Annotated in this window: 19 protein-coding genes; 10 read left to right on the top strand and 9 right to left on the bottom strand. The window is 29.7% G+C overall.

Annotation, left to right across the window (positions count from 1 at the left end; all coding sequences use genetic code 11):
- Window positions 1-38: 38 nt before the first annotated feature.
- From infC to AB3G33_RS08405, 4 genes are all read left to right on the top strand, one after another.
- Window positions 39-536, top strand: coding sequence for a translation initiation factor IF-3 (gene infC / locus AB3G33_RS08420; protein WP_218058910.1), 498 nt, complete (start codon window positions 39-41; stop codon window positions 534-536).
- Between the two features lie 115 nt (window positions 537-651).
- Window positions 652-849 (top strand): 50S ribosomal protein L35, encoded by a 198-nt coding sequence (gene rpmI, locus AB3G33_RS08415; protein WP_022827375.1) that lies wholly within the window; start codon window positions 652-654, stop codon window positions 847-849.
- A 179-nt stretch (window positions 850-1,028) separates the two neighbouring features.
- Window positions 1,029-1,373 carry a 50S ribosomal protein L20 gene (rplT, locus tag AB3G33_RS08410; RefSeq protein ID WP_026708677.1) on the top strand — a complete coding sequence of 115 codons (345 nt, stop codon included), beginning with the start codon at window positions 1,029-1,031 and terminating at the stop codon, window positions 1,371-1,373.
- A 163-nt stretch (window positions 1,374-1,536) separates the two neighbouring features.
- On the top strand, window positions 1,537-3,270 hold the full coding sequence (locus AB3G33_RS08405; protein WP_367768205.1) for an ATP-binding protein: 1,734 nt from the start codon (window positions 1,537-1,539) through the stop codon (window positions 3,268-3,270).
- Window positions 3,271-3,409: 139 nt separating this feature from the next.
- Here AB3G33_RS08405 and AB3G33_RS08400 read toward each other — a convergent pair whose 3' ends face one another.
- Entirely contained in the window at window positions 3,410-4,276 is an 867-nt protein-coding gene (locus tag AB3G33_RS08400; RefSeq protein WP_367768202.1) for a hypothetical protein, read from the bottom strand.
- A gap of 384 nt (window positions 4,277-4,660) precedes the next feature.
- On the opposite strand from AB3G33_RS08400, the gene AB3G33_RS08395 reads away from it, so the two are divergent.
- The 6 genes from AB3G33_RS08395 to AB3G33_RS08370 all read left to right on the top strand — a co-directional run bounded on the left by AB3G33_RS08395 (window position 4,661) and on the right by AB3G33_RS08370 (window position 8,990).
- On the top strand, window positions 4,661-4,801 hold the full coding sequence (locus tag AB3G33_RS08395; RefSeq protein WP_367768199.1) for a hypothetical protein: 141 nt from the start codon (window positions 4,661-4,663) through the stop codon (window positions 4,799-4,801).
- Window positions 4,802-4,855: 54 nt separating this feature from the next.
- Window positions 4,856-6,580: a hypothetical protein gene (locus AB3G33_RS08390; RefSeq protein WP_367768196.1), complete on the top strand. Its 1,725-nt coding sequence runs from the start codon at window positions 4,856-4,858 to the stop codon at window positions 6,578-6,580.
- Window positions 6,581-6,591: 11 nt separating this feature from the next.
- Window positions 6,592-7,260, top strand: coding sequence for a response regulator transcription factor (locus AB3G33_RS08385; RefSeq protein WP_367757845.1), 669 nt, complete (start codon window positions 6,592-6,594; stop codon window positions 7,258-7,260).
- A 99-nt stretch (window positions 7,261-7,359) separates the two neighbouring features.
- Window positions 7,360-7,662: a hypothetical protein gene (locus AB3G33_RS08380; RefSeq protein ID WP_367768193.1), complete on the top strand. Its 303-nt coding sequence runs from the start codon at window positions 7,360-7,362 to the stop codon at window positions 7,660-7,662.
- Window positions 7,663-7,742: 80 nt separating this feature from the next.
- Window positions 7,743-8,108: a hypothetical protein gene (locus AB3G33_RS08375; RefSeq protein ID WP_367768190.1), complete on the top strand. Its 366-nt coding sequence runs from the start codon at window positions 7,743-7,745 to the stop codon at window positions 8,106-8,108.
- A 78-nt stretch (window positions 8,109-8,186) separates the two neighbouring features.
- Complete coding sequence (locus tag AB3G33_RS08370) at window positions 8,187-8,990, top strand: endonuclease/exonuclease/phosphatase family protein (protein WP_367768187.1); 804 nt, start codon at window positions 8,187-8,189, stop codon at window positions 8,988-8,990.
- A gap of 5 nt (window positions 8,991-8,995) precedes the next feature.
- On the opposite strand, the gene AB3G33_RS08365 is transcribed toward AB3G33_RS08370, so the two are convergent.
- From AB3G33_RS08365 to dnaB, 8 genes are all read right to left on the bottom strand, one after another.
- The gene (locus AB3G33_RS08365; RefSeq protein WP_367768184.1) at window positions 8,996-9,907 is read right to left on the bottom strand and encodes a glutaminase; all 912 of its coding nucleotides are present in this window, start codon (window positions 9,905-9,907) and stop codon (window positions 8,996-8,998) included.
- 39 nt (window positions 9,908-9,946) lie between these two features.
- Window positions 9,947-11,209 (bottom strand): asparagine synthetase B, encoded by a 1,263-nt coding sequence (locus AB3G33_RS08360; protein ID WP_367768181.1) that lies wholly within the window; start codon window positions 11,207-11,209, stop codon window positions 9,947-9,949.
- Window positions 11,210-11,513: 304 nt separating this feature from the next.
- A complete protein-coding gene (locus AB3G33_RS08355) occupies window positions 11,514-12,179 on the bottom strand; it encodes a response regulator (RefSeq protein ID WP_367768178.1) in 666 nt (221 codons plus the stop codon).
- 3 nt (window positions 12,180-12,182) lie between these two features.
- Window positions 12,183-12,974 carry a sensor histidine kinase gene (locus AB3G33_RS08350; RefSeq protein WP_367768176.1) on the bottom strand — a complete coding sequence of 264 codons (792 nt, stop codon included), beginning with the start codon at window positions 12,972-12,974 and terminating at the stop codon, window positions 12,183-12,185.
- Window positions 12,971-13,618 carry a hypothetical protein gene (locus AB3G33_RS08345; RefSeq protein WP_367768173.1) on the bottom strand — a complete coding sequence of 216 codons (648 nt, stop codon included), beginning with the start codon at window positions 13,616-13,618 and terminating at the stop codon, window positions 12,971-12,973. The genes AB3G33_RS08350 and AB3G33_RS08345 overlap by 4 nt, the downstream gene beginning before the upstream one ends.
- 2 nt (window positions 13,619-13,620) lie before the next feature.
- Window positions 13,621-14,055 carry a hypothetical protein gene (locus AB3G33_RS08340; RefSeq protein WP_367757824.1) on the bottom strand — a complete coding sequence of 145 codons (435 nt, stop codon included), beginning with the start codon at window positions 14,053-14,055 and terminating at the stop codon, window positions 13,621-13,623.
- A 223-nt stretch (window positions 14,056-14,278) separates the two neighbouring features.
- Window positions 14,279-14,788 (bottom strand): hypothetical protein, encoded by a 510-nt coding sequence (locus tag AB3G33_RS08335; protein ID WP_367757821.1) that lies wholly within the window; start codon window positions 14,786-14,788, stop codon window positions 14,279-14,281.
- Between the two features lie 407 nt (window positions 14,789-15,195).
- Window positions 15,196-16,740: a replicative DNA helicase gene (gene dnaB, locus AB3G33_RS08330; RefSeq protein ID WP_367757819.1), complete on the bottom strand. Its 1,545-nt coding sequence runs from the start codon at window positions 16,738-16,740 to the stop codon at window positions 15,196-15,198.
- Window positions 16,741-16,818: the final 78 nt, after the last annotated feature.

Here is a 16,818-nt window from a genome sequence, read left to right as displayed (position 1 = left end):
GTTACCAACCTCGCGTAGAAAAAAAGGATGCCCACAGAATCAACAACAACATTCGTGGTATACAAGAAGTACGTCTTGTAGGTGAAAATATAGAGCCAGGAGTTTTTAAACTTTCTGAAGCTTTACGTTTAGCGGATCAATTTGAACTAGATTTAGTTGAAATTTCACCAAATGCTGAGCCGCCAGTATGTAAGATTATGGATTACAAGAAATTTGTTTACGAGCAAAAGAAACGTGATAAAATCTTAAAAGCAAAATCTACACAGGTAACTGTAAAAGAAATTCGTTTTGGTCCTCAAACAGATGAGCACGATTATGAGTTTAAGAGAAAGAATGCTGAAAAATTCTTAAAAGAGGGCGCTAAGTTAAAAGCTTTTGTATTCTTTAAAGGACGTTCAATTATCTATAAAGATCAAGGTCAAATCTTATTATTAAGATTAGCAACAGATTTAGAAGAATATGGTAAAGTAGAAGCTATGCCAGTTCTAGAAGGAAAGAGAATGATTATGTTCATTGCTCCAAAGAAGAAAAAATAAATAAGTCGAAAGTCGAAAGTTCTAATGTCTAAAGTCTTTACTTTATGACTTTAAGACTTTCGTCTTTAAGACTAGAAGATAAGTAAGTAAGAATAAATTAAAACACTAGGAAAAAATGCCTAAAATGAAAACCAAATCTAGCGCCAAGAAACGTTTTAAAGTTACTGGTTCTGGAAAGATTAAAAGAAAGCATGCTTTTAAAAGTCACATCTTGACTAAAAAATCTAAAAAACGTAAATTAGCTTTGACACATTCAGCGTTAGTTCACAAAACAGATATGAAAAGCATCAAACAACAATTAAGAATCATCTAATAAGTCGAAAGTTAGAAAGTCTTAAAGTTTTAAAGTCTACTGGCTTTTTACGTTTGACTTTTAAAACATTAGACTAAAGAAATTCTTTAGGTTAAAACAATTTAAAATAACCTTGGAGTATGGCCATTAAGTGCTTTTGATTCAATTCAAGCCGCCTGCTACAAAAACACATAAAAATTATGCCAAGATCGGTAAATTCAGTTGCTAAAAGAGCAAGAAGAAAAAAAATAATGAAGCAAGCCAAAGGTTTCTTTGGTAGACGTAAAAACGTTTGGACAGTTGCTAAGAATGCGGTAGAGAAAGCAATGTGCTACGCTTACCGTGACAGAAAAGTGAATAAAAGAAATTTCCGTGCATTATGGATTCAACGTATTAACGCTGGAGCTAGATTGGAAGGAATGTCTTATTCTCAATTCATGGGTAAAGTGAAAAAGAACAATATCGAATTGAACCGTAAAGTTCTTGCAGATTTGGCTATGAACCACCCAGAAGCTTTCAAAGCAATACTTAATAAAGTAAAATAAACGTTTTATCAACTCAATTTAAGACTACTTACTTATATAGAAACCTCAATCGAAAGATTGGGGTTTTTTGTGTTTAAAAGGGTCTTAAATTGACTAGATAACAATAGTCGGATTGACCGATTAGTTAGTGTTATAATTAAATATAAATTAGTAATTTCGCAATATGGTACTAAAAAAGCTACAATTTCATCTTTATAATTTACTGCTAATTGTTTTTATACTATTGCAATCCTCATGTGAGAAAAAAAATCAAAATATAATAACCAACAAGAAGGACTTAACCGAAATAGATAAGCTCTTATCAGTTGCTCACAATTTCTACGAAAATCAACAATTTGATAGCTCTTATTACTATTACAATAAAGCTAAAAATACTGCCGAAATAAAACAAGATACTTCAAGGATTATACATTCTTTAAGCTGGCTGGCTCAAATACAAAGAAATCAAGGTGATTATACTGGAAGTGAAAGCACCAGTATTGAAGCGCTACCTTATATAGGAAATAAAGGTAAATTCCCATGTGGAGAAACGAATGTTTTCATAGGACTTGGCAATAACTACTTAATAACTAAAGAGAACGATAATGCAATCTATTATTTTAAAAAAGCAATCAACAGTAAAACTGATGAGACAACAAAATTTGGAATTTTAAATAATATAGGTATAGCCTATACTGAGAAAGGAGATTACGAAAAAGCTATTGAACTTTATCAAGCGTTACTTTTGAAAAAAAATATTATTGATAATCCTGAAATACATGCTAATGTAAAAAATAATTTAGGCCATGTATATGATAAAACTAAAAACAACCAAGCTTTATTCTATTTGAAACAAGGGTTAGAAATACGAGCAAATAATAAAAACAATTGGGGACTTCTTGGTAGTTTCTATCATATTGCTGAATATTACAAAACAAAAAATGTAACCCTATCTTGTAAATTTGCTCTGAAAGCATATGAAAAATCAACAAAATTAAAAAATGTAGATTCACGTTTAGAATCCTTAAAACTACTTATACAGAATAGCACAGGTAATGATTTAAAAAAATATTCGATACTTTATTTAAAAATCAATGACAGTATAACCACTATACGTGAGCTTGCAAAGAATAATTTTGCAAAAATAAAATACGATTCAAAGAAAGAAAAAGACGAAAACCTAAAACTCAAAGAACAAAAAGTTAATGATATTTTAAAATTACAGGTGCAGAAGAGTAAAACTCAGGCACTCTATTTTGTAATTTTAATGATATTAATTTTAACTGGATTAATCTATTTTTATTTAAAATCGAAAAACAGAAGAGAAAAAATCCAAGCAGCTTACACAACCGAAATCAAAATTGCAAAAAAACTACATGATGAACTTGCTAATGATTTATACCAAATGATAACATTTGCTGAAACACAAGATCTATCAACAGAAAACAACAAAGAAATATTACTCCATAACCTAGATACAATCTATTTAAGAACGCGCAATATTTCGAAAGAAAACAGTTATATCGACACTGGAATAAATTTTATACCAACTCTAAAAGAAATGATTACTGATTTCAACACTGATATTGCCAATGTATTACTAAGTGGTTTGGACAGCATCAATTGGATATCAATTGAAAACACAAAAAAAATAACAGTCTATCGAGTACTACAAGAGCTATTAGTTAACATGAAAAAGCACAGTAATTGCAATTTGGTTGTCATTTCTTTCAAGTTAAACAACAATACGATTGATCTTAACTACTCTGATAATGGAATTGGAGTTAAAGATCAAAAGATCAATAAGAAAAATGGTCTTGAAAATATTGAAAAACGTATTGAAGACATAGAGGGAACTATAGATTACAATTCTAAATCAAGCAGAGGCTTTACGGTTAATATAAAATTTCCAGTATAATACGGATTATGACTTAATATTTATCCATTTTATTTTATGAATAAACCAAGAAGGTTTTTTTTTATAAAATGAACTGCAAGCCACCCGCTCCTTGTATTTTTCATAAAAAGTCTAAATAAATATTCCTACAACTTTTAGTTTATTTTAAACTGTATTTTTTAATAATATAATTTGTAATCGGTTTTAAAGACTTTCCCGTCTCTGGATGGAATCCAGGACCATTAAAAAGTTCAATAACTTCATTTCTTTTATAATACCAAATCAGCACTTTTTCATTCTTAAAAAATTCATGCTCCCCACTTGAATTTAACTTCACTAAACCTATCACTTTGCCATCAATGGGAACAATTATTTCCGAATGAACAATTCCTAATTTATCATCAGAACACCTCACTGGTTCATAATGATTTTCAATCCACTGCATACACTCCTTATTTGGAAAAAAAACTCCTTTTATAGTATACCCCATAAAAAACAACGATAAGAATACTGCAACAAAAATAGTAACTTTCTTTCTTACGCTTCCATTCACTACTACTCCACTCTCCTTACTTAATCCCTTACCAATTCCAAAACCAGCTGCAACTAGCTTTTTCTTTTCAACTAATGTTGCACCCCCTTGCTTAATTACCTCACTACTACTTTGCAAGTTTAAATACTTATTATAAGGCCTTGGGCAAAAATCAACTAGTATGGCTGCTAATTCAATCCTAGATGAATTATCCGAATCTTTTTCGGCTTTCAAAAATGAAATTATAGGTTTGAATTTTCCAATATCAAACTTATCTATTGCTTTTCTTAAGTCTTGTCCTTCTTTTACATGGAAGAATAAACTAAATATATTTTCATCAGCACTAGTCAAGCCATTTTCAAATTTCATTAAACACAAGTTTCGCAATTGAGCAGGTGTAGGATTTAATAAAATTCCCGAAACGTCCTCCAATTTTGATACTTTGTAATGTGCTTTAATAGCACTTTTATATTCTTCAAAAGTAATTTTCTTCATAAGCATTTATCGGAATTAAACAGAAGGCGATAGAAACCTTCGGAATTATTGGAATCATCGGAATTCTTTGCCAACAGACCACCAAAGACAGCATTTCTTTGCTTCAGAATTAGTTCTTGTTTTAACCTGCAATTAAAACAAATGTACAAAACTAGTTTTTAAAAGTGTCGCTAAACAGTATCGCTCGTTTATTCGGGAAGTATAAATAAGATTATACTGTTACGCTACACTTCACTTCCCACAAGAGCTAAACAATCAATCCAAATGACATGATTGGTCAAATACAAAATATGATTTTAAATATCATACAGCCATTCCTATGTCAAATTTTAATTAAAAGTTATGAAAAAAACAGTCCTTATAGCCGTGTTAACATTTATGAGTATGATAACAATATCATGCACAACGGATGCCATAGAAAAAGACGATTTAAGAGCGAAAGATAGTGTTAAAACACTTAATGCCTCTGAACAAAAAATATTTGCCGATGGTCCAGGTGATGATGTAATTCCAATTAAACCTTAATAAATAATAAAAATAATTAAGTATTAATTACTAATTTCGGGGAAACTTTCAATTATGTTGCGTTCCCCGATTTTTATTTTACTACTTCTCTTTTTTATCTATTCTTGTGATAATATTTCAAAAAACAAAAAAAATCCTAAAACAGAAAAAACAAAAAAAAGTAATAGCATTTTTGCAAGAGCGCTATTAGACAAAGCTGAAGATTTTAATTCAAAACAGGTTTTTGATAGTGCTTACTATTACTACAACCGATCCAAAATTAATTACGAATTAGAAAAAGACAGTTCGAAAATTGCTTTTAATTTGATTCAGATGGCAACAATGCAGCAAGTTTTAAGTGACTATATGGGAAGCGAAAAAAACCTAATTGAAGCATTACCATTTATACAAAAAGGGTCATTATATGAATCTGCAACCTATAACTTACTTGGTATCTCTTCAAAAGAACTCTCCAATTATGAAGATGCAATATATTATTATGATAAAGCTAAAACGAGCACGACAGATACTATAGCTCAAATTATATTGATTAATAATAAAGCCAACATTTATATAGATCAAAAGAAATATACTAAATCCATACAATTACTAGAACCTTTATTACAATTAAAAATTCTTAAAAGCAATGAAATTAGAAAAGCTAAAATAGTAGACAATTTAGGCTTTTCCTATTTTAAAGAAAATCAAATTCAAAAAGGGTTGCCTATGATGTTAGAAGCTTTATCCATTAGAAAAAAGAACAATGATTTTTATGGAATAATAGGAAGCAATTTACATCTTGCAGAATATTATCAAAAAAACCAACCACAAATAGCAAATGAATATGCTCTAAATGCGTATCATACTTCGAGAAAGATTCACAATATCGATTCTAGACTAAAATCGCTTTCTTTTTTAATTACCACAAATTTTGATGAAAAATCAAACCAATTAGCAGTTGACTTTATAGCTTTAAATGATAGTATTATTAAAGTTCGTAATAATGCAAAAAATCAATTTGTGAAAATTAAATTTGATACTGATAAAAATAGAGCTGAAAATCTTAGTCTTATTGCACAAAAAGCTGAATCTGATTTACACCTTGAAAGAGAAAAAAATCAAAAATACCTTTCTTATTTTGGAATTAGCCTTTTATTAATAGGGATATTCTTTATCGTAACTTACTTTCGAAATAGAAATAAACGCATACAAATTGAGGCAACATACAATACCGAAACTAGAATATCAAAAAAATTACATGACGAACTAGCCAATGATGTATTTCAAACAATGGCATTTGCCGAAACGCAAGACCTTGTTTTGCCAAACAACAAAGAAACCTTACTCAACAACTTAGATACTATATATTCTAGAACTCGAAATATTTCTAAAGAAAATAGTACTATAGAAACTGGAATTCATTTCATACCTAATTTAAAAGAGATGATGTCAGGTTATAACTCATACACAACAACTATTTTAATAAATGAATTAGAATCCATCAACTGGTCATCTATAGAAAACACTAAAAAAATAACGGTTTATCGTGTAATACAGGAACTCTTAGTTAACATGAAAAAACATAGTAAAAGCAGCTTAGTAGTTCTCTCCTTTAAAATAAATAAAAATATTATCTATTTTGATTACACTGATAATGGTATTGGAGCCAATTTTGAAAAAATAAATATAAAAAATGGACTCCACAATGTGGAAAACCGTATTCTAGCTATCAAAGGAACAATTACTTTTGACACTAAATCCGAAAAAGGATTCAAAGTAAAGATTACTTTTCCAATATAAATAATGAAACTATGTTCAAAAAAATTTTAATTGCTGAAGATTTAGATAGTATCAGTATCGCCATTGTACAAGCTTTGGAAGAACTTTCGATTTCTGAAATTCACCATGCAAAATATTGTGATGATGCTTTATTGAAAATAAAAAAAGCATTACATGACGATCTCCCATACGATTTATTAATAAGTGATTTATCGTTTAAAATTGATCATAGAGAAAATATATTAAATTCTGGAGATGAACTTATAGAAGCCGTTAAGAAGATTCAGCCAGAAATTAAAACAATCGTGTTTTCAATTGAAGACAAAACATACCGCATAAAATCATTATTTAATGACTTGGGAATTAATGCGTATATATCAAAAGGACGAAACAGTATACCCGAACTCCAAAAAGCCATTCGTAGTATTTACCAAAATGAAGAAAAAATCATATCATCTGAATTATCATATGCTTTAAGAGATAAATCTTTAATAGAAATTGAGGCATATGATATTTATTTATTGAAATTTTTATCCAAAGGACAAACTCTCGATGAAATAGGTATTGAATTTAAAGCAGCTAGCATTTCCCCAAATGGTTCCAGCAGTATTGAGAAGAGAATCAATAAATTAAAAATATACTTCAAAGCCAATAACAATGTACACCTCATTGCCATTGCTAAAGATTTAGGCCTCGTATAAACTAAATTATTTTTCTTTCTACTTTACGGTTTCCCTCAAGGAAGAGACTTTTACAGGTTGTAGTTTTGAATTAAATTAATTTAAAGCATTCAGTCAAAAATGGAAAACAAAGACACTCCTTTTTTAATAGATTTCACAATAAAAAAGAGCAAACCTCCAAAAAACAGTGAATGGGACAAATACCTAGAAGATTATAATAATTACACTAAAAAATACATCAAGCATTATAAGAAGTCATTGACAGGGAATACTATTTCTTTATCAATATATCCTTATATGAAAATCAAATCTGAAATTATCGCTGAAAAACTGTACAAAGCACAAATCCAAAGTGCATTAACTACAAAACAGGTAGAACGATTTATTCAAATAAAAATGAAACTGGTGAAAATTGTTTGTTAAAGTTTAAAAAAAAATCCAAAATGAGGTTTCCCGTAAGGAATCGATTTTTTTATAAATTAATTTTACAAAAAAATACCACCATGATTTCCAAAATTGAAACATTTCGACTACTAATCATATGCTTATCAATAACTATTGGCGGATGCGAACAAAAAATAAAAGACCAAAATGACAAGCAAATAGTTATCAAAAAAAGTGATTCGGAAAATAAAAAAATAAAAAAGAACCTAATTTCTATTCCCTTAAAATATAAAGATCATGTTTGCGGTACAGATGAAGATGGAAATAATGTTCAAGGTCATATCACTGTAGAAGGTGAAAATGGTATTGGAATTTTAATTGACAATAAAGGACATGAAACAGAAATAGTATTTGAGATATTAAACCGAAAAAAAATAATAGCAACAGATATTGAAGGATTCAAATACAAACTTAAAATGGATTAAAACCGAGCTGTTTCTAACTATTTATAAAAAATTTCAGTAAGTTGCACTATATTTAAACCCTATTTTCCCTTTTTACAAATGAAAAATATCGTATTGGTATTCCTTCTTTTTTTTTGTTCTTTACTCTATTCACAAACCAAGCTAGTTTCCTGGAATATTGAAAATTTAGGGAAATCAAAATCCACTTCTGAAATTGCCTTTATGGCACAAACCGTTCAAGATTATGATATTATAGCCATTCAAGAAGTAGTCGCTGGCTATGGTGGAGCTCAAGCCGTTGCTCAATTAGTTGATGTTCTTAATCGCAAAGGGGCTAAATGGGATTATGTTATTAGTAACCCTACAAGTAGCAGTGCTTATAAAACAGAACGATACGCTTACATATGGAAAACTAGCAAACTAAAAAAAATCGGAAGAGCTTGGCTTGAGAAACAATTTGCACTAGAGATTGATAGAGAACCTTATTATTGCACATTTGAATGTGATAATAAGCAATTTACTGTAGTAAATTTTCATGCCATAACAAAAAGTAAACAACCAGAAAGAGAGATTAAACATTTTAAATTTATACCTGAAGAATATCCCAATTTAAATTTAATATTTGCAGGAGATTTTAATTGCCCACAATCTCATTCTGTTTTTAATCCTTTGAAAATAATGGGTTATAAAAGTATTTTTATCAATCAAAAAACATCGTTAAAAAAAGAATGTAAAAACAGCAAATGTCTTGCATCAGAGTTTGACAATATGTATTACAAAACATCCAAAATCAACTTTATAAATTCTGGAGTACTCCTTTTTTATAAAAATTTTAACTCATTAAAAGAAGCTAGAAAAATTTCAGATCACATTCCAATTTGGTTTCAATTCACTTTAAATTGATTCTATTAAAATACAGACATACCTGTTTTAGTAGTCAAAGACTCTAATGCATGCATCCCTAATTCAGAATTTCCTTTTTTATTCAATTTTGGTGACCAAGTAGCCACTACAAATACCTTAGGAAATAAAGCTACAATTCCTCCACCTATTCCACTCTTGCCAGGCAATCCCACTTTATAGGTAAACTCACCTGACTCATCATAAAATCCACAAGTTTGCATTAAAGCATTCAGACGTTTTACTTGGCTTTTTGTCAAAATTTGTTTTCCATCCTTTGTTTTCCCTTCATTGGCAAAAAAGAAAAAAGAATGAGCCAGCTCTTTACAAGTCATCTCTATGGAGCATTGATGGAAATAAAAATCTAAAACTTCATCAACATCATTATCAATATTACCAAATGATTTTAAAAAATTAGCCAAAGCTGCATTTCTAAAACGGGTATCCTTTTCGGACTGTGCTACAGCAAAATTATAATTAATCGATGGACTTCCAGAAATCATTCGAATAAAACTCAAAAAGTCATCTTTAGGATTTTTTAAACAGGATACCAACATATCAGCTATTACAATTGCTCCCGAATTTATAAATGGATTTCTTGGAATTCCTTTTTCATATTCTAATTGAATTAACGAATTAAAAGCAGTACCTGATGGTTCTACACCCACTCTTTTCCAAATTTTTTCATCCAAAAAAGAAAAAGCTAATGCAACAGTCAGTGCTTTTGATATACTTTGAATAGAAAATTGCTCTTCACTGTCTCCAATACCAAAATCTTCTCCATCAATTGTTGTGAGATGGATGCCAAATTTATTGGGATTCACCTTCGCTAATTCTGGAATTGTTGTGGTAACATTTCCAGTAGTTGGATATTCAAGTAAATCCTGTTGTATTTCTTGTAGTATTTTTGAATAATTCATTCGTTCAATAAAATTGCATTAAATATGAAATCTATAGCTCTAGGTTTTTTGTTTTTTCTTTCTTGCTGCGGGAAATAATACATTATTCAAAATCAATCGATACCCTGGAGAATTCATGTGTAAATCCAAAACTGTTGGTGAATCACCTACTCGATGTTGAAAATCTTCAGGATCATGACCACCATAAAAAGTAAACATTCCTTTTCCTTTTTCACCATGAATATACCTTGCTTCTCCATTCAGTTCGCAAACACCCATTTTTAAAACATTAGATTTTATAAGGTCAGAATCAAAAGAGGTTGTTTGCCCCATAAATCCTTTTACTAACTGTGTATGATTTTGGCATAACATTGTGGGAATTGGGTCCCATTTAGCGGAAAACTCCATTAATGTAAAATAATCCTTTTCCATAGGAACTCTTCTTTTTTCCGTCATATCAATATCGGAGAACTCATATTTATCTGGTTTTCTCTCTAATATAAAATCTTTAAATGCAAAAGAATTATCGTAATTCATTTTAGCTTGATAATTGGCTTCACTATCATCACCGTCAAACATGGGCTCACATATATCAACTCCATCTGCTGCTAAAGCAATATCAAAACTATCTGTTGCGGAACACATGGCAAACATGAATCCGCCACCTATTACAAAGTCTCTAATTTTTTTGGCTACAGCTCCTTTTTCTTGAGATACTTTTGCATATCCTAACTTGGTTGCTAAATCTTCAGCTTCTTTTTTTTGTTCAATATACCAAGGTGCATTTCTATAAGCTCCAAAAAATTTCCCATATTGGCCTGTAAAATCTTCATGATGCAAATGCAACCAATCATATAATACTAATTGGTCATTTAAAACTTCTTCATCATAAATGGGAGTAAAAGGAATTTCGGCATACGTCAAAACAAGTGTGACAGCATCATCCCAAGGTTGCTTCCCTTTGGGAGTATAAACTGCAATTCTTGGTGCTTTTTCAAGAATAACGGTTTCCATATTTTGAGATGGGCTCGCAATTTCATCTAGTATTCTAGATTCCTCAGCATCAGTTAATACTTCAAAACTTACTCCTCGAATCTGACATTCTTTACGTATCTCTAACGCATCCGGTAATAAAAAAGATCCGCCACGGTAATTAAGTAACCAACTCGCTTTGTAGCTTTTTTCTAAACACCAAAAAGTGACTCCATACGCTTTTAGATGATTCTGTTGTGTATTTTCGTCCATTGGCAACAAAATAAAGGAAGCTTTTGAAGCAAATGAAAGTAGAAAAAATAGGATAAATAAAACTTTTTTAGAAATCATTATGAAAATATTGAATAGAGTATAAAGGTATTTTATTTAAAGATTCTAGTACCCATTTTTATCAATAAATATTTCAATTACAAAACGGGTATTAATACGCATAAATGGATAAAACATTATTAATAAATTTGGATATATTTAATAATAAAAAAAGGGCAAATGGAAGATTATAAGAACAATAAGCAATATAGAGCATTATTCTTTTTAAAAAAAGGAGGTTTGTGTTTATTAGTAATGACTATTATCTTATATTTTATTTTGGCGATAAAATATCTAAATGCTTAAATTTTAAATAGATTCTTACTCAATCATACAATAAAACTATTTTATTTTGAATCGCAAAAAAAACTAAACCAGCTATATTTTTAGATTCTGTTTTAAGCAATAAATTGTTACGATGTCCATCAACAGTTCTTGGACTAATAAAAAGTAATTCGGCTATTTCTGAAGTAGTTTTTTGTTCACATATCAATTGCAAAACTTCGACTTCACGACTGGTTAAATAATTAGACTTTAATTCTTTATTATCAAAATTATTACTTAAAGCAATGTCTTTGATTACTTTCATCACATAGTCATCATAATAAAAACCTTTACTGTTAACTTCATGAATGGTCATCAATAATTCTTTAGGTGTTGTATTTTTTATTAAATATGAAACTGCTCCTACATTCATTAGATTAGCAACAAATGATTTAGATCGATAACTAGATAAAGCAATTATTTTAATTTTTGGGTATTCTTTATGAATTACTTTAGTGGCTTCAACACCATTTAATAAAGGCATTTTTAAATCCATTATAATGATATCGGGATGAATCTTGCTTTCCTCTAAAAAAGACAAAAGTTCCATTCCATTTGATGCTTCATGAATCACTTTTATATTTTCTTCTCTATCCAATAAAAAAGAAATTCCTTTTCTGAATAAAACTTCATCATCAACTAAAATTAGTTTAATATTTCTATTCATAATTTAAAAATTTACAACTACTTTGACTCCCTTATTAATAGCTGAATCAATTATAATAGTACCATTTAAAAAATCAATTCTACTTTGAATGTTTTTCATCCCAAGTCCGCTTTGATTTTTCTTGTCTTTCATTTCAAATCCTAAACCATTATCCGAATAGCAACAAATTATTTTCCCATTCTTTTCTTCAAATAAGATATCTATAATTGTAGCTTTTCCATGGCGCAAAGAATTATTCATCAACTCTTGTAATATTCTAAAAACATGAAGATGCTTATCATTATCACTCATGTCAAACAATACCTCGTTAACATAATTAACCTGAACATGCTTACTACTATTGAACTCAGAACATAATTCTTCAATACCAGCATGCAGACCAAACTTATCTAAAACTGGTGGTAATAAATCATGAGCAATCCTTCTTGTATTCTCTAGAGCTTTGGCTGTAAGATTTATAATATTAGCCGTAATCTCTTCTGATTCATCTACTGTTAAATTTGGGTTTTTTAACAAATGACTATTTAAAGAAACAATATTAAGCTTCGAGCTAATATCATCATGCAAATCTTGAGCTATCCGTTTCCGTTCTTCCTCTTGAGTTATAATTACAGCACGTAATTGATCTCGTTGGTGCTGAATTTCTAAATCCTTCTTCTCTATTTCCTTTTGAATAATCTTCTTTCTAGAATAATAGAAAAACAAAATTAACACTAAAGCTAAAATGATAAAAAAAATAGAGGTATATAAAATAATCGAAACTATTTCCTTCTCATAAACTGGACTTGTTTTCATTTTCCTAATTGAATTGTTTTTTTTGAAAAACTTTTATACCACTCGAATACAATAAACAACTGATAAACAACATATAAAAGAGCATTAGTAACCCAAGTTATTTTACTCATTTCAGCACTCATTAAAGCAGTAAGATTCCCTACAAAAAATAGTATTGTACTTCCAAATAAATAGAGCATAATTCCAATATTGATATAATAAAACTCCTTTTTATCGCTTAGCATATTATAAAAATGAAACACGCTATAGATAATCAATAAGAATGATGTCAAAAATATTTCGAATAAATTAAATCTAAACACTAAACTAGTATCTAAACTATATTGAATTCCTAAAATAATAAAGCAACATACAAAACCGATATTTATAATTTTCTTTTGTAAGAGATTTGTAAAAAGGGATTTATAAAACAGGCCTAAAAATATAAATTGTCCTAAAAAATAAAAATGAGATAAAAAAAGATTATTAATATGTAAACTTTTTAAAAAGAAAGAAGGCAATTGAACTGCTAAAACAACTAAAAGATAAACAGTAAATATTTTATAAGCCTTGCCGTTACCTCTAAACTTTAAACTAAATAAAAGCAAGTTTACAAATAAAAAAAGACAACCCATATTAGCCAATAAATCCCAAATATATCCCATAATTAGACTGCTAAAGGGCTCTTAGGATCATCATAAGGAGGGCACGGCTTTGTAAAATCATATATGTCATCTGGAGCAGATTGAAGATTTCCATCAGGTCCTGGAGTAGTGATCAGATCTTCATAAATACCAGTTTCTGGATTATATTCTGTTCCTACAAACATTAATTTTTCAACATAAGTAGGTTGCTCCCCTTCTTGTTCAGGCTTCACTTTTTGAACACCAATATAAGCTCTAACATGTGTACCACCTTCATTCAACAATTCTTTTAAATCAACAGCAGGAATTAAAAAAGCGTTTAATTCATGATGCTTATTGTATTTACCTTCCCTTTGGGTCCAGCGTTTTGCCCATTTTTGAGCTGTTTTTAATGGAATCGCATTAATTGTAACACCCACTTTTTCTGATAATTTTTCTAATATAGTTTCCTTTGCCATTTAATCTTTATTTTTTTAATTAATAAAAACGAATACTCTATAGTAAAATACTATAGAGCTAAAGTACTATTTTTTACAATTTTAACATAAAAAATAGTACTTTTTATTGCGAAAAAAAATAAATTAAGTTTTATCGTTTTACAAAAAAAAGGTGTTTTGATTATCGCTGTCGCATTTTTATTTACTAGAAATAATTCATTTACTGAGGGAAGTTTTTTGTTTTTTACTGAACTGTTCTTTTAGAAAAATTGCTATACCATTCATATGTAATAAACAATTGGTAAATTATATACAAAAAAGCATTTAATATCCATGGCAATTTAGTGTACTCACGGTTTAAAGTAACAATTAAATTTCCTGTGATAAATAGTATGGTGCTACCAAATAGATAAATAATTATTCCCCAATTAATATAATAAAACTCTTTTTTTTCAGAGAGCATATTATACAAATGTATAACTGCAAATATCATAACTAATAGTGAAGTTATAAAAATTTCGAAAATATTAAATTTAAAAAACTGACTAGGATCAAAAATATATTCAACTCCAATAATAGCCAAACCAATTATTCCAATTGCTAATGTATCTTTTTTTAGTTTTTTAGTTTTAAAAATTGTGCCATAAAAAAGGCCTAACACAAAAAATTGTCCAATAAAATAAAAATGAGATAAATAAAGATTATTAATTCCAAATCTAGACATCATACTAGAGCTCATTTGTATTAAAAACATAAGCGCTAAATAAAAAGTGAAAATTGTAAATGGTTTTCCTTGTCCCGAAAAGCATTTTACAAATAAAACTAAATTTAAAAATAAAAGTATATTCCCTATATTAACTAAAGTTGTCAGCATTTAAATTATGTATACATTGGACTTTTACAATCACAAGCTGAAGAGAAGTCATAGATACTCTCCATTGCTAATGCACTAGCTACTCCAATAGTTATTCTATCTTCATAAATTCCAGTAACTGGCTTTAAATTAGTACCAAAAATGAATAATTTTTATGTTCTAAAAAAACAATTCAATATTAAAATACTATAAAAACGAAAATACTAGCTTTTTAATTTCAACATTAAAATTAGGGCTTTTTATTATACTAGAAATAAAAAAAGCCCAATAAAGGCTTTCTTGTTTTGCTAAAATGGCATATCACTATCATCATCGTCATCATTCAAATTACTACCAAAAGCTTCATGTGCCGAAGGAAGGTTTTTAGTTATAAAAGGATTATCTTCTTGATTCATTGACGAAGGAAGATCATCATAACTACCGCTGTGGTCTTCTAGATTATCAAACTTACCTAAGTGTCCTATAAACTTCAAACGAACGTTTTCAATACTACCATTACGGTGTTTTGCTATCATTATTTCTGCTTGACCAGCCGTTGGTGAAGCTTCATCATCATCCCATTCATCAATTTTATAATATTCAGGGCGGTATAAAAACGAAACGATATCCGCATCTTGCTCAATCGCTCCCGATTCACGAAGGTCAGAAAGTAATGGTCTTTTACTGGATCCACGAGTCTCTACAGCACGTGATAACTGAGATAGTGCTATTACCGGTACGTTTAATTCTTTTGCTAGTGCTTTTAAGTTTCGGGAAATTGTTGAGATTTCTTGTTCACGGTTTCCACCACCCTTACCATTTCCTCCAGCGGTCATCAATTGCAAGTAATCCACAATGATAATTCGGATTCCGTGTTGTGAAACCAAACGTCTTGCCTTTGCTCTTAAATCAAAAATAGAAAGCGATGGCGTATCATCAATAAATAAAGGGGCTTTTTCTAAGTTTTTAACCTTAGTACTTAGCTGTTCCCATTCGTGTTTTTCTAATTTACCAGTACGTAATTTTTCTGATGACAAACCAGTCTCTGAGGAAATTAAACGAGTAATTAACTGAACTGACGCCATCTCAAGAGAGAACAACGCCACTGGCATTCCATAATCAATTGCCATGTTTCTAGCCATCGATAATACGAAAGCTGTTTTTCCCATTGCAGGTCTGGCCGCAATAATAATTAAATCACTAGGTTGCCATCCTGATGTAATTTTATCCAGTTTTTCAAAACCAGTTGCCACACCACTCAATCCTTCCTGTCCAGCGATTTCTTCAATACGCTTTTTAGCTTGTAATACTAAACTTTGTGCTGTTTCAGAGCTTCGTTTAATATTTCCTTGCGTTACTTCGTATAATTTAGATTCGGCTTTATCTAACAAATCAAAAACATCCGCTGAGTCATCATACGAATCCTCGATAATTTCCGATGAAATACGAATCAAACTTCGCTGAATAAACTTTTGAAGAATAATTCGAGAGTGAAATTCAATATGTGCTGATGAGGAAATCTTTTGCGTAAGCTGAATTAGGTAAAAATCACCACCAGCTAAATCTAACTTTGCGTTTTTCTTTAATTGAGCAGAAACGGTCAACAAGTCAATTGGTTGCGTATCTGTAAATAGTTGAACAATAGCCTCAAAAATATGCTTGTGGGCCTCTTTATAAAAAGCATCAGGCTGTAAAATATCAATTACATCATCAACTCCTTTTTTATCAATCATCATCGCTCCAAGTACAGCCTCTTCTAGTTCTAAAACTTGTGGGGGCAATTTCCCTTTCTCCAGGCTAATAATTGTTGTTTTATCAACCTTAATTGGGTTTATGTTTTTGAAGTTTTCCATGTAGCGAAAGTAACGTAATTTTAAAAAATATTGCAGTAGAGTTATTACAAATAAATGTTCATAACTAACTCATTTTTG

It is taken from the genome of Flavobacterium sp. WC2421, assembly GCF_040822115.1.
In the GTDB taxonomy this organism is placed as follows: domain Bacteria; phylum Bacteroidota; class Bacteroidia; order Flavobacteriales; family Flavobacteriaceae; genus Flavobacterium.
This window is presented reverse-complemented; position numbering and strand designations above follow the sequence as displayed.

Coding starts and splice junctions, on each gene's coding strand:
- AB3G33_RS08375 (WP_367768190.1), top strand. CDS start 7,743: ATGATTTCCAAAATTGAAACATTTCGACTACTAATCATATGCTTATCA.
- dnaB (WP_367757819.1), bottom strand. CDS start 16,740: ATGGAAAACTTCAAAAACATAAACCCAATTAAGGTTGATAAAACAACA.
- AB3G33_RS08345 (WP_367768173.1), bottom strand. CDS start 13,618: ATGGGATATATTTGGGATTTATTGGCTAATATGGGTTGTCTTTTTTTA.
- rplT (WP_026708677.1), top strand. CDS start 1,029: ATGCCAAGATCGGTAAATTCAGTTGCTAAAAGAGCAAGAAGAAAAAAA.
- rpmI (WP_022827375.1), top strand. CDS start 652: ATGCCTAAAATGAAAACCAAATCTAGCGCCAAGAAACGTTTTAAAGTT.
- AB3G33_RS08370 (WP_367768187.1), top strand. CDS start 8,187: ATGAAAAATATCGTATTGGTATTCCTTCTTTTTTTTTGTTCTTTACTC.
- AB3G33_RS08335 (WP_367757821.1), bottom strand. CDS start 14,788: ATGTTTTTAATACAAATGAGCTCTAGTATGATGTCTAGATTTGGAATT.
- AB3G33_RS08390 (WP_367768196.1), top strand. CDS start 4,856: ATGTTGCGTTCCCCGATTTTTATTTTACTACTTCTCTTTTTTATCTAT.
- AB3G33_RS08405 (WP_367768205.1), top strand. CDS start 1,537: ATGGTACTAAAAAAGCTACAATTTCATCTTTATAATTTACTGCTAATT.
- AB3G33_RS08385 (WP_367757845.1), top strand. CDS start 6,592: ATGTTCAAAAAAATTTTAATTGCTGAAGATTTAGATAGTATCAGTATC.
- AB3G33_RS08340 (WP_367757824.1), bottom strand. CDS start 14,055: ATGGCAAAGGAAACTATATTAGAAAAATTATCAGAAAAAGTGGGTGTT.
- AB3G33_RS08380 (WP_367768193.1), top strand. CDS start 7,360: ATGGAAAACAAAGACACTCCTTTTTTAATAGATTTCACAATAAAAAAG.
- AB3G33_RS08360 (WP_367768181.1), bottom strand. CDS start 11,209: ATGATTTCTAAAAAAGTTTTATTTATCCTATTTTTTCTACTTTCATTT.
- AB3G33_RS08350 (WP_367768176.1), bottom strand. CDS start 12,974: ATGAAAACAAGTCCAGTTTATGAGAAGGAAATAGTTTCGATTATTTTA.
- AB3G33_RS08395 (WP_367768199.1), top strand. CDS start 4,661: ATGATAACAATATCATGCACAACGGATGCCATAGAAAAAGACGATTTA.
- AB3G33_RS08400 (WP_367768202.1), bottom strand. CDS start 4,276: ATGAAGAAAATTACTTTTGAAGAATATAAAAGTGCTATTAAAGCACAT.
- AB3G33_RS08365 (WP_367768184.1), bottom strand. CDS start 9,907: ATGAATTATTCAAAAATACTACAAGAAATACAACAGGATTTACTTGAA.
- AB3G33_RS08355 (WP_367768178.1), bottom strand. CDS start 12,179: ATGAATAGAAATATTAAACTAATTTTAGTTGATGATGAAGTTTTATTC.